Raw genomic sequence first — 21,603 nt, forward strand, 5'->3', positions numbered from 1 at the left:
AGCGATGACTGAGAACCCCCAACCCGGCGAAGAGCAGTCCAGCGCCGACCGTCCGGAGGGCGGCCTCGAGCCGAGCGGCGCCCGCCCCGCCGAGTCCGTCGTCACCGGCCGCGAACGCCAGGGCATGTTCGGCGTCCACGGCACCGGCGACACCTCCGGCTACGGCGGCGTCCGGCTCCCGGCCTACAGCCCCGCGCCGGCCGAGCGCCCGTACGGCGGCTGGTTCGACCAGTTCGCCGACGAGTTCTACGCGGCCCTGTCGGACAACAAGATCCCCGCCGAAGCGATCCTGCAGACGACGGTCGACCGCGGCGAGATCACCTTCTACGTCGCCCGCGAGCACCTCGTCGCGATCGCGAAGGTGCTGCGCGACGACGGCGGCCTCCGCTTCGAGCTGCTGTCCTCGGTGTCCGGGGTGGACTACGGCGTCGACGTCCCGCAGCGGCTGCACTCGGTGTACCACTTCACGTCCCTGACCTACCGGCGCCGGATCCGGCTCGAGGTCACCCTCGACATCGAGGACGCGCACGTGCCGTCGCTGGTCGGGCTGTACCCGACCGCCGACTGGCAGGAGCGGGAGACCTGGGACATGTTCGGCATCGTCTACGACGGCCACCCGGCGCTCACCCGCATCCTCATGCCGGACGACTGGGACGGCCACCCCCAGCGCAAGGACTACCCGCTCGGCGGGATCCCGGTCGAATACAAGGGCGCGGAGATCCCGCCGCCGGACCAGCGGAGGTCGTACTCGTGACCATCAACGACGACACGACGGAAGTCCCGGAAGCCGACTCGCGCGACACGACAGAAGGCCGCGTCTACAGCGTCTCCGGCGGTGACTGGGACGACGTCATCGCCGACGCGGCGCACGACGAGCGCATGGTCATCAACATGGGCCCGCAGCACCCGTCGACGCACGGCGTGCTCCGGCTCGTGCTGGAGATGGAGGGCGAGACCGTCACGCAGCTGCGGTCGGTCATCGGCTACCTCCACACCGGCATCGAGAAGAACTGCGAGTACCGCACCTGGACCCAGGGCGTCACCTTCGTGACGCGCATGGACTACCTGGCGCCGCTCTCCACCGAGATGGCCTACTGCCTCGGCGTCGAGAAGCTGCTGCAGATCGAGGCCCCGCGCCGCGCGCAGCTGCTGCGCGTGATGCTGCTGGAGATCAACCGGATCGGCTCGCACCTCGTCTACATCGCCACCGGCGGCATGGAGCTCGGCGCGACCACCGCGATGACGCTCGGCTTCCGCGAGCGCGAAGAGGTGCTGCACCTGCTGGAGCACCTGACCGGCCTGCGCATGAACCACGCGTTCATCCGCCCCGGCGGCCTCGCGCAGGACATGCCCGAGGACTACCACGAGAAGGTCAGCGAATTCATCAAGACGATGAAGCAGCGCCTTCCGTTGTACGACAAGCTGTTCACCGGGCAGCCGATCTGGCGGAACAGGCTCAAGGGCGTGGGCTACCTGCCGGTCGACGCGTGCCTCGCGCTCGGCGTCACGGGCCCGGTGCTGCGCAGCGCCGGCCTCCCGTGGGACCTGCGCAAGACCGAGCCGTACTCCTGCTACGACGAGTTCGACTTCGACGTGCCGGTGGACAACGGCGCCGACTGCTGGTCGCGCTACCTGATCCGGGTGCACGAGATGCACGAGAGCCTCAAGATCATCGAGCAGTGCCTCGAGAAGCTCGAGCCGGGCCCGGTCATGGTCGAGGACAAGAAGGTCGCCTGGCCCGCGCAGCTGTCGATCGGCAGCGACGGCATGGGCAACTCGCTCGAGCACGTCAAGAAGATCATGGGCCAGTCGATGGAGTCCCTGATCCACCACTTCAAGCTGGTCACCGAGGGCTTCAAGGTGCCGGCCGGGCAGGTCTACACCTCGGTCGAGTCGCCGCGCGGCGAGCTGAGCGCGCACCTGGTGTCCGACGGCGGCACGCGGCCGCTGCGGGTCCACGTGCGCGAACCGAGCTTCGTGAACCTGCAGTCGATGCCCGCCATGGCCGAAGGCGGCCTGGTCGCGGACGTGATCGCCGCGATCGCCTCGATCGACCCCGTCATGGGGGGAGTGGACCGATGACTTCTTCCACCGCAGTGCCCGAACCCGGGCCGAACGCGGCCGACCGGACGCACGCTGCCGCAGGTGGCGACGTCGACGTGATCGCCATCGCGCCCGACCCCGAGGTCGCCGCCGGGATCATCGAAGACACGCCGCTCGAAGACATCTTCGACGAAGGCGTCGTCGCGCGGGCGCAGGACCTGATCGCGCGCTACCCGGTGTCCCGCTCGGCGCTGCTGCCGATGCTGCACCTGGTGCAGTCGGTGCAGGGCTACGTCAGCCAGGAGGGCATCGCGTTCTGCGCGAAGCAGCTCGAGCTGTCCGACGCCGAGGTCAGCGCGGTCGCGACGTTCTACACGATGTACAAGCGCAAGCCGTGCGGCGAGCACCTCGTGAGCGTCTGCACCAACACGCTCTGCGCGGCCATGGGTGGCGACGCGATCTACAAGAAGCTCCAGACGCACCTCGGTTCCGAGGAGAAGCCGCTGGGGCACAACGAGACCGCGGGCACGCCGAACGAGCCGGGCTCGATCACCCTCGAGCACGCCGAGTGCCTCGCGGCCTGCGACCTCGCGCCGGTCATCCAGGTCAACTACGAGTACTTCGACAACCAGACCGAGGACAAGGCCGTCGCGCTGGTCGACGCGCTGCAGGCCGGCAAGAAGCCGGCCCCGACGCGCGGTGCCCCGCTGTCGAGCTTCAAGGGCGCCGAGCTGCAGCTCGCCGGGTTCTTCCCGGAGGACGAGCGCCAGTACCGCACCGACGTCGACGGTCCTTCGCAGGCCGTCGAAACCCTGCGGGGCGCGCAGATCGCGCAGGAGCGCGGCTGGGTCGCCCCGGTCGCCCAGGACGTCCCCTTGCCGACTCTGCCCGATAAAGAGGGGGAGAAGAAGTAATGGCTGATCCCATTACGCCGGTCCTCACGAAGCGCTGGCTGTCGCCGAACTCCTGGCAGATCGGGACGTACGAGGCGCTGGAGGGCTACACGGCCATCCGCAAGGCGCTCGCCGGCACGCCGGAGCAGCTCGTCCAGCTGGTCAAGGACTCGGGCCTGCGCGGCCGCGGCGGCGCGGGCTTCCCGGCCGGCATCAAGTGGTCGTTCATGCCGCCGAACTTCGACAAGCCGCACTACCTGGTGATCAACGCCGACGAAGGCGAGCCCGGGACGTGCAAGGACATCCCGCTGATGATGGCGGACCCGCACTCGCTCATCGAGGGCTGCATCATCGCCTCGTACGCGATGCGGTCCAACCACTGCTTCATCTACGTCCGCGGCGAGGCGCTGCACTGCATCCGCCGCCTCAACGCGGCCGTGCGCGAAGCCGAAGCGGCGGGCTACCTGGGCGAGAACATCCTCGGCTCGGGCTTCGACCTGAAGATCACCGTGCACGCCGGCGCCGGCGCGTACATCTGCGGTGAAGAGACGGCGCTGCTCGACTCGCTGGAAGGCCGTCGCGGCCAGCCGCGGCTCAAGCCGCCGTTCCCGGCCGCCGCGGGCCTGTACGCCGCGCCGACCACGGTCAACAACGTCGAGACCATCGCGAGCGCGCCGTTCATCGTCAACGGCGGCTCCAGCTGGTTCCGCGAGATGGGCCGCGAGAAGTCGCCCGGCCCGAAGATCTACTCGATCTCCGGCCACGTCGAGAAGCCCGGCCAGTACGAGTGCCCGCTCGGCACGACGCTGCGCGAGCTGCTGGACATGGCGGGCGGCATGAAGGACGGGATCCCGCTCAAGTTCTGGACCCCGGGCGGCTCGTCCACCCCGATGTTCACCGCCGAGCACCTCGACGTCCCGCTGGACTTCGAAGGCGCCGCGGAGGCCGGCTCGATGCTCGGCACCACCGCCGTCCAGGTCTTCAACGAGACGGTGTCGGTGCCCTGGGCCGTGATGAAGTGGACGCAGTTCTACGAGCACGAGTCCTGCGGCAAGTGCACGCCGTGCCGCGAAGGCACGTACTGGCTGGCGCAGATCCTCGAGCGCATGGTCGAGGGCCACGGCACCGAAGAGGACATCGACACCCTCCTCGACGTCTGCGACAACATCCTCGGCCGGTCGTTCTGCGCCCTCGGCGACGGCGCGGTGTCGCCGATCCAGAGCGGCATCAAGTACTTCCGCGACGAGTTCCTCGCGCTCTGCGAGAAGAACCGGCACGAACAGACCAAGCCCGAACTCGTGGGAGCGCAGGCATGACGATCGCGCCCGACAAGCCCGAGACCAAGGAAACGCCGGTCCCCGAAGGCCACGTCAAGCTGGTCATCGACGGCGAAGAGGTCATCGCCCCCAAGGGCGAGCTGCTGATCCGCACGGCCGAACGCCTCGGCACGGTCATCCCGCGGTTCTGCGACCACCCGCTCCTCGACCCGGCGGGCGCCTGCCGCCAGTGCCTGGTCGAGGTCGAGATGGGCGGCCGGCCGATGCCGAAGCCGCAGGCGTCCTGCACGATGACCGTCGCCGACGGCATGGTCGTCAAGACGCAGCTGACGTCGCCGGTCGCGGACAAGGCCCAGCAGGGTGTGATGGAGCTGCTGCTCATCAACCACCCGCTGGACTGCCCGATCTGCGACAAGGGCGGCGAGTGCCCGCTGCAGAACCAGGCGCTGGCCCACGGCCGCGCGGAGTCGCGGTTCGTCGACACCAAGCGGACGTTCCCGAAGCCGCTGCCGATCTCGACGCAGGTGCTGCTGGACCGCGAACGCTGCGTGCTCTGCCAGCGCTGCACCCGGTTCTCCCGCGAGATCGCCGGCGACCCGTTCATCGAGCTCCTCGAACGCGGCGCCCACCAGCAGATCGGCACCGCGGAGACGGCGGACGTCCTGGACCTGGCCTCGCGGACGACGTCCGGCCAGCCGTTCCAGAGCTACTTCTCCGGCAACGTCATCCAGATCTGCCCGGTCGGTGCGCTCACCAGCGCCGCCTACCGGTTCCGCTCCCGCCCGTTCGACCTGGTGTCTTCGCCGAGCGTCTGCGAGCACTGCTCGTCCGGCTGCGCCGAGCGCACCGACTTCCGGCGCGGCAAGGTCCAGCGCAAGCTGGCCGGCGACGACCCCGAGGTCAACGAGGAGTGGATCTGCGACAAGGGCCGCTTCGCCTTCCGCTACACCGGCGCCGAGGACCGCATCCGGCGTCCGCTGGTCCGCAACCGCGAGACCGGTGAGCTGGAAGAGGCGTCCTGGACCGACGCGCTGCGTGCCGCGGCCGCCGGTCTCACCGAGGCCCGCGCCAACGGTGGCGTCGGCGTCCTGCCCGGTGGCCGGCTGACCGTCGAGGACGCCTACGCGTACTCGAAGTTCGCCCGCGTCGCCCTGCGGACCAACGACGTCGACTTCCGCGCCCGGCCGCACTCGGCCGAGGAGCTGGCCTTCCTCACCTCGCACGTCGTGGGCGTGACGCCGGAGTCCGGCGTCACCTTCGCCGAGATCGAGCGGGCCCGCACGGTCCTGTGCGTGGCGTTCGAGCCCGAGGACGAGGCGCCGATCGTGTTCCTGCGGCTGCGCAAGGCGGCCCGCAAGAACCGCACCCGGGTCGTCCACTTGGGACAGTGGACGACGTCGTCGGTGCAGAAGACGTTCGGTGAGCTGCTCGCCTGCGTCCCCGGCCAGGAGGCCGCGGCGATCGAGGGCATCACCAAGCACGCGCCGGACCTCGACGAGGCCCTGAGCGGTGAGCACGCCGTCGTCCTGGTCGGCGAGCGCGCCGCCCAGGTGCCCGGCCTGTTCTCCGCGCTGCACGACCTGGTCGAGCGCACCGGTGTCCGGCTCGCGTGGATCCCGCGCCGCGCCGGCGACCGGGGCGCGCTGCAGGTCGGCTGCGTGCCGACGCTGCTGCCGGGCGGGCACCGGGTGGGCGACGACGCGGCTCGCGTCGCCGTCGAAAACGCCTGGGGCGTCCCGATCCCGGCCGCGCCGGGCCGCGACACCACCGGCATCCTGCAGGCCGCGTCGAGCCGTGAGCTGGGCGGCCTGATCGTCGGCGGCGTCGACCCGTTCGACCTGCCGGACCCGGACCTCGCGCTGCGCGCACTGGACAACGCCGGCTTCGTCGTCAGCCTCGAACTCCGCCACAGCGCGGTGACCGAGCGCGCGGACGTCGTGCTCCCGGTGGCCGCCACCGACGAGAAGGCGGGCAGCTTCCTCAACTGGGAGGGCCGCACCCGCCCGTTCGACATCACCATCGAAGGCGTCGGCACCCTGCCGGACTGCCGGGTGCTCGACACCCTCGCCGTCGAGATGGACGCCGACCTGTTCACGCAGACGCCGGCTGCCGCCCGCGGCGACTTCGAGAAGCTCGGCCCGGCCTCGGCACTGCGCTGGGGCAACGTCGAGGCGGAGACCGGCGGAGCCACTGTGACTTCCCCGGCCCCCGGTGCCGGCCAGGCGGTGCTGTCGAGCTGGCGTCAGCTGATCGACAACGGGTCGCTGCAGGACGGCGAGCCGCACCTGAAGGGCACCCAGCGCACTCCGGTCGCGCGGCTGTCCGCGAAGACCGCCGAAGGGCTGGGCGCCACCGTGAAGGTGAGCACCGAACGCGGCGCGATCACGCTGCCGGTGGAGATCGCGGACCTGCCGGACGGCGTCGTGTGGCTGCCGGGCAACTCCGACGGCTCCGCCGTGTTCAAGACGCTCGGCGCCGGGCACGGCGCCGTGGTGAACCTCGCTGGGGGTGAACAGTGACACCGTTGCTGGCTGAAGCGGCTGTGGGCAGTGTGCCGGACGCGGCGACGCGGGCGGCGCTGCTGGCGGACGACCCGTTCTGGCTGATCCTGCTCAAGTGCGTGGTCGTCCTGCTGATCGGCCCGATCCTGACGATCCTGCTGATCGTCTGGGAGCGCAAGGCCGTCGGCCGGATGCAGAACCGGCCCGGCCCCAACCGGGTCGGCCCGAACGGCTACCTGCAGTCCCTCGCGGACGCGATCAAGCTGCCGTTCAAGGAACAGATCATCCCGGACACCGCCGACCGCAAGGTGTACTTCCTCGCGCCGGTCATGTGCGTGGTGCCCTCGCTGATCGCGCTGTCGGCCATCCCGTTCGGCCCGGTGGTGTCGATCTTCGGCGAGCGGACCGTGCTGCAGCTGCTCGACCTGCCGGTCAGCGCGCTGGTGATCCTGGCCTGCTCCTCGATCGGCGTCTACGGCATCGTGCTCGCCGGCTGGTCGTCCGGCTCGCCGTACCCGCTGCTCGGCGGCATGCGCAGCGCGGCGCAGGTGATCTCCTACGAGATCGCGATGGGCCTCTCGATCGTCGCGGTGATCCTGCAGGCCGGGTCGCTGAACCTGGCCGACATCGTCGGCGCGCAGCACAAGGCGTGGTTCCTCTACCTGGTCCCGAGCTTCGTGATCTACCTGATCTCGATGGTCGGCGAGACCAACCGCGCCCCGTTCGACCTCCCCGAGGCCGAGTCGGAGCTGGTCGGCGGCTTCCACACCGAGTACAGCTCGATGAAGTTCGCGATGTTCTTCCTCGCCGAGTACGTCAACATGGTGATCGTCTCGGCGTTCGCGACGACGCTGTTCCTCGGCGGTTGGATGGCCCCGTGGCCGCTGTCGCTGATCGGGAACAACGTCCTCAACACCGGCTGGTGGCCGGTGCTGTGGTTCTTCGCGAAGATGTTCATCCTGCTGTTCGGGTTCATCTGGCTGCGCGGCACGCTGCCCCGCCTGCGCTACGACCAGTTCATGCGCCTGGGCTGGAAGGTCCTGGTCCCGCTGAACCTGGTGTGGATCATCATGGTGACCTTCGCGAAGGTCATCGCCTGGAACACCGCGTCGATCATCATCGCCGCGGTCGCGCTCTTCATCGTCATCGCCCTGTTCTTCTACGTCCGCGCGTCGGGCCGCGAAGAGGAGAGCGAGACCATCCCGGTGACCGGCGGCGGTTTCCCGGTCCCGCCGCTGGACCTCAAGGTCCCGCAGACCACCCCGCGTCAGAAGGCTTTGGCCAAGGCCGAGGCGAAGGCGGCCCGGCGCAAGCCGGCTGCCGTCGGTACCGCAAAGGAAGGAGCGCAAGATGGGGTTTCTTGATCCCGTCAAGGGCTTCGGCGTCACCTTCGGGATGATGTTCAAGAAGGTCGCCACCGAGGAGTACCCCGAGGCCGGCGCCCCCGCCGCCCCGCGGTACCACGGCCGGCACCAGCTGAACCGCCACCCGGACGGCCTCGAGAAGTGCGTCGGCTGCGAGCTGTGCGCGTGGGCGTGCCCGGCGGACGCGATCTTCGTCGAGGGCGGTGACAACACCGAGGAAGCCCGGTACTCCCCGGGCGAGCGGTACGGCGCGGACTACCAGATCAACTACCTGCGCTGCATCGGCTGCGGCCTCTGCATCGAGGCGTGCCCGACGCGGTCGCTGACGATGATCAACTTCTACGAGCTGGCCGACGACGACCGCCAGCGGCTGATCTACACGAAGGAAGACCTCCTCGCGCCGCTGCTGCCCGGCATGGAGCAGCCGCCGCACCCGATGCGGCTCGGCGAGAACGAGCAGGACTACTACGTGAACGGTCCGGAGCTGGCGCGTGGGGAGGCCCCGAAGTGATCTCCGCACTTCTGGCCCAGGCCCCGACCGGCGCCGCCGCGGGCGTGACGACCGGCGAGGCGATCGCGTTCTGGATCCTCGGCCCGCTCTCGCTGCTCGGCGGCCTCGGCATGATCTTCTCCCGCAACGCCGTCCACTCGGCGTTGTGGCTGGTGCTCACGATGCTGAGCCTGGGCGCGCTGTACATGATCCAGTCGGCGCCGTTCCTGGGCTTCACGCAGATCATCGTCTACACCGGCGCGATCATGATGCTGTTCCTGTTCGTGCTGATGCTGGTCGGCCGCGAGAGCTCCGACTCGGTCGTCGAGGTCCTGCGTGGACAGCGGCTCGCCGCCACCGTGCTCGGCATCGGGATGGCCGCGCTGCTGGCCACCGGCATCTACCGGGCGCTGGCGAACGTCACCCCGGCCACGCCGCTCGACTCGACGACATCGGCCGGCGGCGGGCCCAAGGGCCTCGGCAAGCTGATCTTCACCGACTACCTGTTCCCGTTCGAGCTGACGTCGGCGCTGCTCATCACCGCCGCGGTCGGCGCGATGGTGCTGGCCTTCACCGACCGGCACGGCAAGGGCGGCAAGCAGACGCAGAAGGAACTGGTCGTCGCCCGCTTCCGCGGTGAGCACGACCGGCCTTCGCCGCTGCCCGGCCCGGGTGTCTTCGCCACCGCCAACTCGGTGGCGACGCCGGCGCTGCTGCCCGACGGTTCGGTCGCCCCGGAGTCGCTCTCGGCGATCATCGAGTCCACCTCGGCGATCGAGCTGGCGAAGGAACGCAAGCTCGTGTCGGACGACGTCGAGCACCCGGACGCGCACGCACTGGTCGGCTCCGAGGGTGCTTCGGAAGGGGAGAAGGAATGACCCCGACGTACTACCTGCTGCTGTCGGCGCTGCTGTTCGCGCTCGGCGCGGTCGGCGTGCTGGTGCGGCGCAACGCGATCGTCGTGTTCATGTGCATCGAGCTGATGCTCAACGCCGTGAACCTGTCGCTGGTCACGTTCGCCCGGATCAACGGCGGGCTCGACGGCCAGATCATGGCGTTCTTCGTCATGGTCGTCGCGGCCGCCGAGGTCGTGGTCGGCCTGGCGATCATCATGGCCATCTTCCGCACCCGGCGCTCGGCTTCGGTCGACGACACCAACCTGCTGAAGTACTAGGAGACACCGAGTGACCGCATCATCGTGGCTGCTGGTGGCCCTCCCTGCCGTCGGCGCGCTCGTCCTGCTGCTCATGGGCAAGCGCGCGAAGGCCTGGGGGCATCTGCTCGGCTGTGCCACCGTCACCCTCGCCTTCGTCTACGGGCTGATCCTGTTCTTCACCGCCGACACGGGCACCACGACCGACACCAAGGTCTATTCGTGGATTCCGGTCGGCCAGCTGCAGGTGGACTTCGGGCTGCGGATCGACGCGCTGTCGCTGACGTTCGTGCTGCTCATCACCGGCGTCGGCATGCTGATCCACTACTACTCGATCGGCTACATGGCCGACGACGAAGGCCGGTACCGCTTCTTCGCGTACCTGAACCTCTTCGTCGCGTCGATGCTGATCCTGGTGCTGGGCAACAGCTTCGTGACGCTGTACCTCGGCTGGGAAGGCGTGGGTCTCGCGTCCTACCTGCTCATCGGCTGGTACCAGGGCCGCCCGTCCGCCGCGACCGCGGCGAAGAAGGCGTTCCTGATGAACCGCGTCGGTGACGTCGGGCTCGCGCTGGCGATCTTCATCATGTTCAAGTACGCGGGCTCGACCGGCTACGCGCAGGTCTTCCAGGCGGTCGCGGACGGCAAGTTCTCGCCGGCGGCGATCACCGCGATGGCGATCCTGCTCCTGCTGGGCGCCTGCGGTAAGTCCGGCCAGTTCCCGCTCCAGGCCTGGCTCCCGGACGCGATGGAGGGCCCGACCCCGGTGTCGGCCCTGATCCACGCGGCAACGATGGTCACGGCCGGTGTCTACCTGGTGGCCCGCTCGAAGGACATCTTCAACGCCACCGAGGACGGCAGGCTGATCGTCACGCTCGTCGGCACGGTGACGCTGCTGCTCGGGTGCATCATCGGCTGCGCGTACGACGACATCAAGAAGGTCCTCGCGTACTCCACGGTCAGCCAGATCGGCTACATGATGCTGGCGGTCGGGCTCGGGCCCATCGCGTACGCGCTGGGCATCATGCACCTGGTCGCGCACGGCTTCTTCAAGGCCGGGCTGTTCCTCGGGGCCGGGTCGGTCATGCACGGCATGAACGACGAGGTCGACATGCGGAAGTTCGGCGGCCTGCGCAAGAAGATGCCGATCACCTTCATCACCTTCGGCCTCGGCTACCTGGCCCTGATCGGCATCCCGCCGCTGTCGGGCTTCTTCACCAAGGACGCGATCATCGAAGCGGCGTTCGGCCAGGGCGGCTGGCGCGGCTGGGTGATGGGCGGCGCCGCGCTGCTGGGCGCCGGGCTCACCGCGTTCTACATGACGCGCTTGATGGTGATGACGTTCTTCGGCAAGGAGCGCTGGAAGGACATCAAGTCCTCCGACGGCCGGGACTTCCATCCCCACGAGTCCAAGGCGATCATGTGGATCCCGATGGCGGTGCTGGCGGTCGGTTCGGTCGGCGCCGGTGCGTTCTTCGCCCTCGGCGACCGTTTCGCCGAGTGGCTGACTCCCTCGGTCGGCAAGCTCGAGGAAGCCCACCACGCGCCGTTCGACGCCTGGGTGATCTCCGTCGCCGCGATCGTGTTCTCGGTGCTGGGCGTGCTGATCGCGTACCTGATCTTCCGCCGTGACATCCCGGTCGAGCAGCCGCAGCGGGTCTCGTTCGTCACCCGCGCGGCGCGCAAGGACCTCTACGGCAACGTCCTCAACGAGACGCTGGTCGCCCGTCCGGGCACCTGGCTCTCGCGGGCGCTGGTGTTCGTCGACAACCGCGGCGTCGACGGCGCGGTCAACGGCCTGGCCGCCTCCCTCGGCGGCGGCTCCGGCCGGCTGAGGCGGCTCCAGACCGGCTTCGTCCGGTCCTACGCGCTCTCGATGCTGGGCGGCGCGTTCCTGCTTCTGGCGGCTCTCCTGCTGGTGAGGTTCTCCTGATGACCTGGTTGCTCATCCTCATCCTGGTGCCGCTCGCCGGTTCCCTGGTGCTGGCGTTCCTCAAGGGGAACGACCGCGCCGCGGTGCTGGCCGCGCTGGGGTTCTCGATCCTCGAGTTCCTGCTCGTGATCCCGTTCTGGGCGAGCTACTCGCCGTCCGGCGCGCGGCTGCAGCAGACGTCGAGCTTCGACTGGATCCCGAGTTTCGGCGTGCACATCGCGTTCGGCACGGACGGCATCTCGCTGATCATGATCGCGGTGATCGCGCTGCTGGTGCCGATCGTCGTCGGCGGGCTCGGCACGCTGGACAAGCTGCCGCCGGGCCGCAGCGCGGGCGGGTTCCTCTCGCTGATCCTGCTGCAGGAAGCGCTCACGATCGGCGTGTTCGCCGCGACCGACGTCTTCCTGTTCTACGTGCTGTTCGAGATCATGCTGATCCCGATGTACTTCCTGATCGGCGGCTACGGCGGCGGGAACCGGCAGTACGCGGCGGTCAAGTTCTTCCTCTACTCGTTCCTCGGCGGCCTGATCATGCTGGCCTCGGCGATCGGGGCGTACTCGCTGGCGTCGGACAAGCTAGGCAAGGGCACGTTCGACTGGGCCACTCTCGTCACGGTCGTCCGTGACGCCCCGCTGTCCACGCAGATCTGGCTGTTCCTCGGGTTCTTCCTGGCGTTCGCGATCAAGGCGCCGCTGGTGCCGTTCCACACCTGGCTGCCGGACGCGGCGGGGGAGGCGCCCATCGGCGTCGCCGTCCTGCTGGTCGGCGTGCTGGACAAGGTCGGCACGTTCGGGTTCCTGCGCTACTGCCTGCCGATGTTCCCGGACGCGAGCAAGACGCTGGCGCCGCTGGTGCTGGTGCTCTCGGTGATCGGTGTCCTCTACGGATCGATCCTCGCGGCCGGCCAGCGGGACATGAAGCGGTTCATCGCCTACGTCTCGATCGCGCACTTCGGCTTCATCTCGCTCGGCATCTTCGCGTTCAACGAGCAGGCGATGGTCGGCTCGGCGACGTACATGCTGAACCACAGCATCGCCACCGGCATGCTGATCGTGGTGATCGGCCTGGTGATCGCGCGCGGCGGGTCTTCGAAGATCTCCGACTACGGCGGCATGGCGAAGGTGACGCCGCTGCTGGCGGGCCTGTTCCTGCTCGCCGGCCTGTCCACGCTTTCGCTGCCGGGCACCAACTCGTTCGTCTCCGAGTTCCTGGTGCTCATCGGGGCGTTCGTGGACCAGCCGGTGTACACGATCCTCGCCACGGTGGGCATGGTCCTCGCCGCGGCGTACGTCCTGTGGCTCTACCAGCGCGTCATGCAGGGGCCGGTCCGCGGAGACGCCCTGGTGGGCGTCGGCGGCGGCCCCGGCACCGCGATGGCGCCGGAGCTGGGCGCGAAGAAGGCCATCCGGGACCTGAGCGGCCGTGAGATCGCGATCCTGGCGCCGCTGGTCGTGCTGGTCCTCTTCCTCGGCTTCTACCCGAAGCCGGTGCTCGACACAGTCACCCCGACGGTGCAGCAGACGCTGTCCGCGGTCCAGGGAGGCAAGTAATCGTGCTCGACATCCTCCTGACCCAGGCGCCGGAGCCGCCGATCGCGACGCCGTCGATCGACTACCCGGCCGTCCTGCCGATGCTGATCGTCTTCGGCGCGGCGTGCGTCAGCGTGCTGGTCGAGGCGTTCGCCGCGAAGCGCTCGCGCTTCGGCCTGCAGGTCGGGCTGAGCCTGGCGGCCATCGTCGCGGCCGGCGTCAGCCTGTTCCTCTACGCGACCGGTGACGCGCCCGCGGGCGGCGTGAAGACGTTCAGCGGCGCGATCTCGATCGACAAGCCGGCGCTGTTCCTCTGGGGCACGCTGCTGGCCCTGGCGGTCGGCGCGGTGCTGCTGATCTCCGACCGCGTGGTCGAGCCGGGCGGCGCGCTGGTCGCGCAGGCCGGCATCCGCCCGGGCACGGTCCAGGACCGCGCGCAGACGGCGACGGTCATGCAGACCGAGGTGTTCCCGCTCACGCTGTTCGCGCTCGGCGGCATGATGGCGTTCTGCGCGTCGAACGACCTGCTGACGATGTTCATCGCGCTGGAAGTGCTTTCGCTGCCGCTGTACCTGATGTGCGGCCTGGCCCGGCGTCGCCGGCTCCTGTCGCAGGAAGCGGCGGTCAAGTACTTCCTGCTGGGCGCGTTCTCCTCGGCGTTCTTCCTTTATGGACTCGCGCTGCTGTACGGCTACGCGAACTCCGTGAAGCTGGCGGACATCGCGGCCGCGGCGGCGGGTTCGGACCGGTCGGACACGCTGTTGTTCGCGGGCCTCGGCCTGCTGGTGGTGGGCCTGCTGTTCAAGGGGTCGGTCGGCCCGTTCCACACGTGGACCCCGGACGTGTACCAGGGAGCCCCGACGCCGGTGACGGCGTTCATGGCGGCGTGCACGAAGGTCGCGGCGTTCGGCGGGATCCTGCGGGTGCTGTCGGTGGCGTTCGGCTCGACGAGCTGGGAGTGGCGCGGTGTCCTCTGGGCCGTCGCGATCATCTCGATGGTGATCGGCGCGGTGCTGGGCCTCACGCAGACGGACGTCAAGCGCATGATCGCGTACTCGTCGATCGCGCACGCGGGCTTCCTGCTGATCGGCGCGATCGCGATGACTCGCGATGGCCTGTCCAGCACGCTGTTCTACCTGCTGGCGTACGGCTTCACGACGCTGGCGGCGTTCGGCGTGATCAGCCTGGTGCGTGATTCCTCGGGTGAGGCAACGCACCTCTCGGCGTGGGCCGGGCTGGCGAAGCGGTCGCCGCTCGTGGCCGGGGTCTTCACGTTCTTGCTGCTGGCGCTGGCGGGGATCCCGTTGACGTCCGGGTTCGTGGGCAAGTTCGTGGTGTTCTCGGCGGCGCTGTCGGACGGGATGGCCCCGCTGGTGGTGGTGGCCCTGGTGTTCAGCGCGGTGGCGGCGTTCTTCTACCTGCGGGTGATCGTGCTGATGTACTTCTCCGAGCCGGCGGCCGACGGCCCGTCGGTCTCGGTCCCGGGCTTCGGCACGGGAGCGGCGATCTTCCTGGGCACGGCGGTGACGCTGATCCTCGGCCTGGTCCCGGCGTTCGCGCTGAGCTGGGCCGGCGCGGGCGGTTTCGCTTCCTGAGTCCGGTTCTTCAGGCCGCCACTCCCTTTGTCAGGGGGTGGCGGCCTTTAGTTTGTGGCCGAGTTGTTTCGGATCACCGGGCAGGACGCTGATGTAGCCGTCGGCGAGGGCGATCCCGACACGTCCGGCTTCGACGTCCAGGTAGTTGACGGTCGTGGTCCCGGCGTAGAGCTGCCCGATGCCGAAGTGGGGCTGCTGGAAGAGGGCGTCGAGCTCCTGCGCTTCCCGGCTGCGGGCGGGGGCGTCGTCGAAGATGTCGCTTTCTTCCTGCGGTTTGAAGTCATCCTGGGGAAGCGAGAAGGGCTTGATCGGCGCGCTTCGCCACGGTGGCAGCCGTGCGACCAGGGCGTCGGCGGGGTGGGTGTCGGGGGAGACACCGGCGAGTTCGACCGTTTCACCCCGGCAGACAACGCTGACAGCGGTCCGACTCCGGGCGGCGACGAGGATGCCGATCTGGCTTTCGGTGTCGCGGGCGTAGGCGTAGAACTCGTTCGCCGGGCGGTCGATGAGGTGCAGGACGTCTTCGAATTCGGGCGTGAAGCCGTCGCCTTGGGTGAAGCCGTAGTGGCTGAGTTCTTCGAAGGCTTCGCGATCGACGGCGTTCTTGGCCGACGGCGGGATGTACCGGAGTCCCTGCGCGAAGACCGGGTGCGGGTCGCCGCAGCCGACGTTGCGCAGGGCGGTGAGCAGGGTGTTCAGGGTGAGTTCGGCGTTGAGCATGGTCACTGGTTCTTGGGCCGGTTCTCGCCGATCACCGGAGGCATCGGCTTTTCGATGAACCCGCCGAAGGTTTCGTCGGGGTCGGGGTTGCGCAGGTAGGCGGCGGACTTCTTTTCTTTGTCTTCTTCTTTGCCACCACGGCCGTTGGCGGGGGCGCCCATGGGCATACCGTTGGCACCGCGAGCGCCGGGTGTGCCACGGGTGGCGCCGCCGAGTCGCTCTTCCGGCATGCGGGAGCCGGTGCTCACTCCGGGGGATCGCATGGTTGAGCCTGGTGTTGCTCCTGAGCCTGTTCCTGCGCCTGTTCCTGTTCCTGTTCCCGGGCGGTAGCCGGTGCCTGTTCCGGGGTTGGTTCCGTAGCCACCGGTGCCGGGCCCGAAGCCGCCGCCGGAGTAGCCCCCGGTACCGGGTCCGAAGGCGTTCCCGCCGGATTCGCCGCCGAACTGCCCGGTGGGCCCGAACTGATACTCACCTTGAGCGGCGGGAGGCATGACGGGCTTGGGGACGTAGCTGTTGGCGTGGGTGCTGTCCGGGTTGCTGGGTTGTTGAACCTGGTTCTGGACCTGATTTTGGTTCTGGAACTGGTTTTGCGTTTGGTTCTGGTTTTGAACCTGGCTCTGTCCGGGTTGCACAGTCTGCCGACTTTGCTGCGCGGGAACTTGCGGCTTCCGAGCCCATTCACCGGTATCGGTGGGGCCAGCCTTACGCCCGGCGTCATCCCGCGAAGTGGTCATGCCAACGGGCGCCCCGGAACCGGCAAGCTGAGCGTACTGCGCGGGCATCTGCCCACCATTGGTGCCACTGGCGGAGTGATAGGCGCTGAAGGCATCGATATTGGCCTGGCTATCAGCCTGCCAGCCGGCAACTTTGGTGGTGTAGGAGCCGAGGCCGTCCCCATTGATGGCATGAAGAACATCGACAGGAGTGATCTCGGGAGGCTGAGGGGCAACGGGTTTGACGGAGTTCTTGGCAGTCCCAAAGGCATCCATTTGAGCACCAACAGCAGTCCGAGCAGTCTCAAGATGAACAGCATCATCAGCGGCGGCTTGAACAAGGGGAAGGGTGGCATCAGCGGCAGAGTTCCCGGCGCCACCCTGCCAGCCGGACATGGTCTCGGCACGGAGGGAGCTGATCCGCTGAGCCCGCTCAACCATCCGAGTGGTCAGCTGGGTAGCACTGTCGTGCGCATCGGCCAGCGAACCGGTACCTTCACCGCCGGTGATCTGCTGAAATATTTCTGCCGCCGTCAAGGGTCCTTCTGCAGGCATCATTTTCCCCGCTTCAAAGAAGTCATCACTTTGGATGCGACAGTCTGGGCCGCTTGGCAGGGATCGATCTGTCCGATTTTTGTGCGAGACTGCGTAACCGTCAGGTCGACCGTAGAGCGGTCGCTCGTTCCGATAGCCAAGGAGCACACGCCCTCCGACCGGTAATCTGAGGTCCCATAGATGACCGCGGGATAGCCCTCGATCGGTCCCAGCGGCTCGAACAGCTTGTAGTTGGTCCCGCGTGCGCGGTAGACACCAGTCAGTCCGAGGTCATCGACCGTCGCGAAAATGACGTTGACGCTGGCCCCGGAACCGTCAGCTGGATCCCATCCGCAGGTCGGGCCCGCCGGCGCCTTTAGATCCGGTTTGGGAATCACCGAGCGACCGAAGACATCGTTGACCTGAGAATCGGTCAACGCGGAACACGGCTCAGAAGCAAAACGCGTTGTATCGATCGGGTTTTCGACCTTCGGTACGCCCGGACCGGGGACTTCCTGCCCCGTGCTTGGGGCCTCGGGCGAACTCGGCGTGTTCGCCGGAGACGCCGTACCTGACGTCTCGGGCGAACATGCCGAGAGAATCAACGACCCAACGCAAGCCAAAAGCAGGACGCGGCGCACTAGAGGGTACCTTTCGTGGTGTTGCCGATTTCGGTGGCGTGGGACTCTTCGGCATTCGCGTACTTGCCTAGTGCGGCAACAAACTTGTCGGCCATCGCCTCGCAGTACCTTGCCCGCTGTAGCAAAGTCTCGGTCAAGGCCTTTCCTGAGGCCCGAACCAGTTCGGCGTTACCTGCACTCGCGTATTCCAGGCCGGGCCCCTGCGCTCGCCCTAGTGTTTCTGCCTGTGCTACGTCAGCGCGGAACTCGCGCGCGAGGTCTCGCCACTCCTTGACCAGTTCGTGCAGCGTCGCCTCGTCGTACTCGAACCCGCCAGCCCCAGCCGGGCTCTCGCCCCCATAAGACCCCGCATGGTGGGTCACCGGCCTCAGCGGTGCCCGCCTGGTCCCGTGCGGGTCGTAAACCGGACCCTCAGGCATTACTCAACCCCGTCGTCATCAGCTCTCCCCTAGCTTGCAGTGTGCTCCGCCCCGGGCACCCTGCGTATCCGACGGCGGACACACTACCAGGGTTCCCACACCCCCAAAGCCGGGAAAGAACGAGGGCCGCGGCCCCCTCGGCCGCGGCCCTCCACTTCGCTACGGGGTTGGTGAACAGGACGTATGCCCCAGCACCACCTGGCCGCTGATTCCCGATGCCGGGAGGAAATCGATCCGCAGCATCGTCAACCCGATGCTGCCGTCGCCCGGGAGGTTCTGGATGTTGAACACCGCGTTCGCCAGCACCGTCCCGTTGGACTTCTTGAGCGGCGCCGTGTACCCCACCGGGACCGGGCTCGGCGGGTTCGGGATGCCCGACATCCCGCCGTAGCTCCAGTTCGCGCTCGTCTGCGTCTGCGTTGCCGCGCAGGTCACCGTGTACGTCGACAGCTTGATCCGCGGGCCGCCCGCGCTCACCAGGGCCGACAGCTCGAACGCCTTGCCCGTTGCCGTGGACTTCGTCGACGTCGTGTCCGTGTCCGGGTCCGTCACCGTTGTCGTGCAGGACGACGTGCCGCCGCCGAACGTGATGCCCGTCTTCGTCACCTTCGGGGCCGTTGCGCTCGTCGGGCCGTCGATCGAGCACTTCGCCTGGACCGGCACCTTGACCGCCGCGTCACCCTTCGTGAAGTCCGCCGAGCCGATCTGGGCCACGCCCGGCTGCGGTGCGGCCTGCGCCGGCGCCGCCGTGACGGCGAGACCGGCCAACATCAGTGTTCCGGCGAGCGCACCCCGCCTCGCGATCGTGTTGCGCATGTCGCGTCCTCCTTGCCGACCGGGGAGAGCGACGCTCTTCCTCGAACCTGAATATCCGCCCGCCGGAGACGTCCGTTGCGCCCGAAACCGCTGATCACCCCTTCGTGGATCATGAACCACCCATCGGATAATCCCTGCGGTATCCGGATACAGCTCTGTATATTGCCGCGCATGCCGACCTACCGCGTCCTCGTCCGGGGCAAGTTCGACCGGCCCACCCAGGCCACTCGCGAGAAGCTGCTGAGCGCCCTCAAAGAAGACGACCTCGGCGGGCAGCTCTTCAGCCCGGAAGGCACGCTCACCTACAGTCACCACCTGGGCGGCTTCAGCTTCCGGGTCGCCGTCGACGTCGCTCCCGGTGACGACGCCACGCAGCGGGCCCACGACGAAGCCGAGCTGATGGCCATGGAACTGCTGGAGCGGGAGGGCTATCCGCACCGCGACCTCACCGTCAGCTCGACCTGCATGGACGACATCCGGATCAAGCGCCGCTGAGGTGTCATGTTCGTCACCGTTTCCGCAGGACAGCGGGTAAACGACCGCGCGGGGTAGCCACTACGCTCAAAGGCATAACCCGACCGGTGCACGAGTAGAGCGGAGCCGACGTGTCTGTGCCTTCCCCAGCCCCCGGGGCGGGATCCCTCCCCGCTGCGCCGGGTGGCGCCCTCGAGGACCTGCGCGCGTCGGTCGGCCTGCAGATCGCCGACGAGACCCTGCTGCGCGCGATCGCCACCGGGCTGGCCGACGTCGAGAAGCTGCTGCGCGACGTCGTCCGCAGCGACGTCCAGGCCGTCAACGACGCCGCGTTGCACCTGGTCGAGGCGGGGGGCAAACGCTTCCGCCCGCTGTTCACCCTGCTGTCGGCGCAGTTCGGCCCGAAGCAGGACGACCACGTCGTGATCGCCGCCGCCGCGGTCGAGCTGGTGCACCTCGCCACGCTCTACCACGACGACGTCATGGACGAGGCGGACATGCGCCGCGGCGCCGAGAGCGTCAACGCGCGCTGGGACAACACCATCGCCATCCTCACCGGCGACTTCCTCTTCGCCCACGCCTCGCGCCTGGTCGCCGACCTCGGCACGGACGCGGCGCGGATCATCGCCGAGACCTTCGGCGAGCTGGTCACCGGCCAGATGCGCGAGACCGTCGGCCCCGGACCGGGTGACGACGCAGTCGCGCACTACCTCACCGTGATCGCGCAGAAGACCGGCTCGCTGATCGCGACGTCCGGCCGCTTCGGCGGGATGATGTCCGGCGCCGCCGAGGAGCACATCCAGGCGCTGCGCCGGTTCGGCGACATCATCGGCACCGCGTTCCAGATCTCCGACGACATCATCGACATCGCCTCGCCGTCCGACGAGCTCGGCAAGGCGCAGGGCACCGACCTGCGCGAAGGCGTCCGGACGCTGCCGATGCTGTACGCACTGGCCGATCCGGACACGGATCCGCGGCTCACCGAGCTGCTTTCGGGCCCGATCGCCGACGACGCCGTCGTCCAGGAGGCGCTGGAGCTGCTGCGGGCGAGTAGCGGACTCGAACGCGCACGCGTCACCCTTTCCGACTACGCTCAGCGCGCGCGAGCCGAGCTTGCCGCGTTGCCCGCGTCACCCGCCCGGGACGCGTGCGAGTCGGTCGCCGACTACCTGGTCGCGCGCACGCACTAAACAGGGGCAGGGATAGATGTCCATATTCGGACAGGTTTGGCTGTGGAGCCTCGCCGCGTTCTTCGTCGGAGTCCTCCTCACCTGGCTGGTGCTGGTGCTGCCGCTCCGCAAGAGCGTTCGCAAGTTGGAGAGTTCGCTGGCGCAGGCCCACGCCGACGCCGCGCGCACCCCCGCGAACGCCGCCGGGCTGGCCGCGCCGGGCACCGAGGTCTTCTCCCGGCCGGAACGCCGGCCCGAGCCGCGGCCGGAGCCGGCGCCGTCGCGGCAGGAGACGTCGTACCCGGGCACGCTGGTCGCCGCGGCGCCGCTCAACCGCGACGACGTCCACGACGACATCGACGCGGACTTCGCCGAGCTGGATTCGCAGGTGCCGCCGGGGGCGCACCCGGACCCCGACGACGCCTTCCGGCCGGAGCACGAGCCCGAGGACGACGCTTCGTACCGGGCTTCGGAGACCCAGGTCATGGCTCCGGTCGCCGAGCCGGAGGACGAGGACCCGTACCGCACGGCCGCGAGCGAATACCTGGCGCCGGAGGACGACCTCGAGCCGGCCACGCCGGCGCTTTCGCGGCTCGAGCAGCAGCTCGACGCGGAACCCGCCGCCGGTTCGCTGTTCCAGCCCCCGGCCGAGGAGTCGCACGCGCCGGCGCCGGACTGGTTCGACCACGAGCCGCCGTCCGAGCGGTCGGCGTTCGAGGAGCCGATGGAGCGCACGCGCTACCTCTCGGTCGGCGGCGAAAAGGTCGAGGAGGCCGAAGAGTCCGAGCCGGAAGAGGCGCCGCAGTACGCGTTCGCCGGCGATGACTCCGGGGCCAACGGCGAGCTGGACGTGCCGCCGGAGACCCCGGCCGAGGCGACGCAGGTGCTGCCGAAGCGGCAGCCGCGGGAGGCGCTGCGCGGCGGGTTCGAGGCGCCGCAACCGATCCAGCCGTCGATGCGCACCGTCGAGCGGCGGGAGACCGACGTTTCCGGCGCGCACAGCGGCTCGCTGTTCGAGCCGTCGGTGCAGCCGAACCAGGCGGCAGTGGCCGCACCGGAACCGCCGCCCGCGCGGCAGGTGGCCGGCGACGCGGTCCCGCCCGGCCCGTTCGGCCCCGGCTCGGCGATGCCGCGTCCCGGTGGCGGGCGGCCCGGTGACGGGTTCGAGGTGAAGGCGAGCGTGACGGCGTTGCGGTACTGCACCGAGGAATCGGCGCAGTTCCCGAAGATGGTGGCCGAGGTGTGGTTCCGGACCGCCGAGGACGCCGAGCGGGTCGGGTTCCGGCCGCTCAGCTGAGTTTCTCCGTGACGAAGGGCCGCCTCCGGGTGGCCCTTCGTC

General features: G+C 68.8%; 20 protein-coding genes. 15 read left to right on the forward strand and 5 right to left on the reverse strand.

Annotation, left to right across the window (positions count from 1 at the left end):
* Positions 1 to 4 precede the first annotated feature (4 nt).
* Genes QSK39_RS35410 through nuoN form a run of 12 tightly spaced genes read left to right on the forward strand, consistent with a single transcriptional unit; the run spans position 5 to position 14,778 of the window.
* Positions 5 to 754, forward strand: a complete 750-nt coding sequence (locus QSK39_RS35410; protein WP_285482212.1) for an NADH-quinone oxidoreductase subunit C — start codon at positions 5 to 7, stop codon at positions 752 to 754.
* Positions 751 to 2,082 (forward strand): NADH-quinone oxidoreductase subunit D, encoded by a 1,332-nt coding sequence (locus tag QSK39_RS35415; RefSeq protein WP_285482213.1) that lies wholly within the window; start codon positions 751 to 753, stop codon positions 2,080 to 2,082. The genes QSK39_RS35410 and QSK39_RS35415 overlap by 4 nt, the downstream gene beginning before the upstream one ends.
* Positions 2,079 to 2,957, forward strand: coding sequence for an NADH-quinone oxidoreductase subunit NuoE (nuoE, locus tag QSK39_RS35420; RefSeq protein ID WP_285482214.1), 879 nt, complete (start codon positions 2,079 to 2,081; stop codon positions 2,955 to 2,957). Before QSK39_RS35415 ends, nuoE begins: the two co-directional genes overlap by 4 nt.
* Positions 2,957 to 4,252, forward strand: coding sequence for an NADH-quinone oxidoreductase subunit NuoF (gene nuoF, locus QSK39_RS35425; protein WP_285482215.1), 1,296 nt, complete (start codon positions 2,957 to 2,959; stop codon positions 4,250 to 4,252). Before nuoE ends, nuoF begins: the two co-directional genes overlap by 1 nt.
* Positions 4,249 to 6,732, forward strand: a complete 2,484-nt coding sequence (locus QSK39_RS35430) for an NADH-quinone oxidoreductase subunit G (protein ID WP_285482216.1) — start codon at positions 4,249 to 4,251, stop codon at positions 6,730 to 6,732. Before nuoF ends, QSK39_RS35430 begins: the two co-directional genes overlap by 4 nt.
* Positions 6,729 to 8,078, forward strand: coding sequence for an NADH-quinone oxidoreductase subunit NuoH (gene nuoH / locus QSK39_RS35435; RefSeq protein WP_285482217.1), 1,350 nt, complete (start codon positions 6,729 to 6,731; stop codon positions 8,076 to 8,078). The genes QSK39_RS35430 and nuoH overlap by 4 nt, the downstream gene beginning before the upstream one ends.
* Positions 8,065 to 8,589, forward strand: a complete 525-nt coding sequence (nuoI, locus tag QSK39_RS35440) for an NADH-quinone oxidoreductase subunit NuoI (RefSeq protein ID WP_086863135.1) — start codon at positions 8,065 to 8,067, stop codon at positions 8,587 to 8,589. The genes nuoH and nuoI overlap by 14 nt, the downstream gene beginning before the upstream one ends.
* A complete protein-coding gene (locus tag QSK39_RS35445) occupies positions 8,586 to 9,446 on the forward strand; it encodes an NADH-quinone oxidoreductase subunit J (RefSeq protein WP_285482218.1) in 861 nt (286 codons plus the stop codon). The genes nuoI and QSK39_RS35445 overlap by 4 nt, the downstream gene beginning before the upstream one ends.
* Positions 9,443 to 9,742 carry an NADH-quinone oxidoreductase subunit NuoK gene (gene nuoK / locus QSK39_RS35450; protein ID WP_003081840.1) on the forward strand — a complete coding sequence of 100 codons (300 nt, stop codon included), beginning with the start codon at positions 9,443 to 9,445 and terminating at the stop codon, positions 9,740 to 9,742. The genes QSK39_RS35445 and nuoK overlap by 4 nt, the downstream gene beginning before the upstream one ends.
* A gap of 10 nt (positions 9,743 to 9,752) precedes the next feature.
* Positions 9,753 to 11,654 carry an NADH-quinone oxidoreductase subunit L gene (nuoL, locus tag QSK39_RS35455; protein WP_285482219.1) on the forward strand — a complete coding sequence of 634 codons (1,902 nt, stop codon included), beginning with the start codon at positions 9,753 to 9,755 and terminating at the stop codon, positions 11,652 to 11,654.
* The gene (locus tag QSK39_RS35460; protein WP_285482220.1) at positions 11,654 to 13,204 is read left to right on the forward strand and encodes an NADH-quinone oxidoreductase subunit M; all 1,551 of its coding nucleotides are present in this window, start codon (positions 11,654 to 11,656) and stop codon (positions 13,202 to 13,204) included. The genes nuoL and QSK39_RS35460 overlap by 1 nt, the downstream gene beginning before the upstream one ends.
* Positions 13,205 to 13,206: 2 nt before the next feature.
* Positions 13,207 to 14,778 carry an NADH-quinone oxidoreductase subunit NuoN gene (gene nuoN, locus QSK39_RS35465; protein ID WP_285482221.1) on the forward strand — a complete coding sequence of 524 codons (1,572 nt, stop codon included), beginning with the start codon at positions 13,207 to 13,209 and terminating at the stop codon, positions 14,776 to 14,778.
* Positions 14,779 to 14,808: 30 nt separating this feature from the next.
* Here the strand turns inward: nuoN and QSK39_RS35470 are convergent, their stop codons facing one another.
* The 5 genes from QSK39_RS35470 to QSK39_RS35490 form a co-directional block, all read right to left on the reverse strand.
* Positions 14,809 to 15,498 (reverse strand): ESX secretion-associated protein EspG, encoded by a 690-nt coding sequence (locus QSK39_RS35470; protein WP_285482222.1) that lies wholly within the window; start codon positions 15,496 to 15,498, stop codon positions 14,809 to 14,811.
* Positions 15,499 to 15,500: 2 nt separating this feature from the next.
* Positions 15,501 to 16,748: a PPE domain-containing protein gene (locus tag QSK39_RS35475; protein WP_285482223.1), complete on the reverse strand. Its 1,248-nt coding sequence runs from the start codon at positions 16,746 to 16,748 to the stop codon at positions 15,501 to 15,503.
* A gap of 17 nt (positions 16,749 to 16,765) precedes the next feature.
* Positions 16,766 to 17,386 (reverse strand): DUF3558 domain-containing protein, encoded by a 621-nt coding sequence (locus QSK39_RS35480; RefSeq protein ID WP_285482224.1) that lies wholly within the window; start codon positions 17,384 to 17,386, stop codon positions 16,766 to 16,768.
* Positions 17,386 to 17,748, reverse strand: coding sequence for a hypothetical protein (locus tag QSK39_RS35485; protein ID WP_502873336.1), 363 nt, complete (start codon positions 17,746 to 17,748; stop codon positions 17,386 to 17,388). Before QSK39_RS35485 ends, QSK39_RS35480 begins: the two co-directional genes overlap by 1 nt.
* A gap of 216 nt (positions 17,749 to 17,964) precedes the next feature.
* A complete protein-coding gene (locus QSK39_RS35490; protein ID WP_285482226.1) occupies positions 17,965 to 18,621 on the reverse strand; it encodes a hypothetical protein in 657 nt (218 codons plus the stop codon).
* Between the two features lie 171 nt (positions 18,622 to 18,792).
* Between QSK39_RS35490 and QSK39_RS35495 the strand changes: the two genes are divergently transcribed.
* The 3 genes from QSK39_RS35495 to QSK39_RS35505 all read left to right on the forward strand — a co-directional run bounded on the left by QSK39_RS35495 (position 18,793) and on the right by QSK39_RS35505 (position 21,561).
* On the forward strand, positions 18,793 to 19,116 hold the full coding sequence (locus tag QSK39_RS35495) for a DUF6204 family protein (protein WP_285482227.1): 324 nt from the start codon (positions 18,793 to 18,795) through the stop codon (positions 19,114 to 19,116).
* A 116-nt stretch (positions 19,117 to 19,232) separates the two neighbouring features.
* Complete coding sequence (locus QSK39_RS35500; RefSeq protein ID WP_284747852.1) at positions 19,233 to 20,285, forward strand: polyprenyl synthetase family protein; 1,053 nt, start codon at positions 19,233 to 19,235, stop codon at positions 20,283 to 20,285.
* Positions 20,286 to 20,301: 16 nt separating this feature from the next.
* Positions 20,302 to 21,561 carry a sunset domain-containing protein gene (locus tag QSK39_RS35505; RefSeq protein ID WP_285482228.1) on the forward strand — a complete coding sequence of 420 codons (1,260 nt, stop codon included), beginning with the start codon at positions 20,302 to 20,304 and terminating at the stop codon, positions 21,559 to 21,561.
* Positions 21,562 to 21,603 lie beyond the last annotated feature (42 nt).

This window comes from Amycolatopsis sp. NBRC 101858, assembly GCF_030269325.1.
GTDB lineage: Bacteria > Actinomycetota > Actinomycetes > Mycobacteriales > Pseudonocardiaceae > Amycolatopsis > Amycolatopsis ponsaeliensis.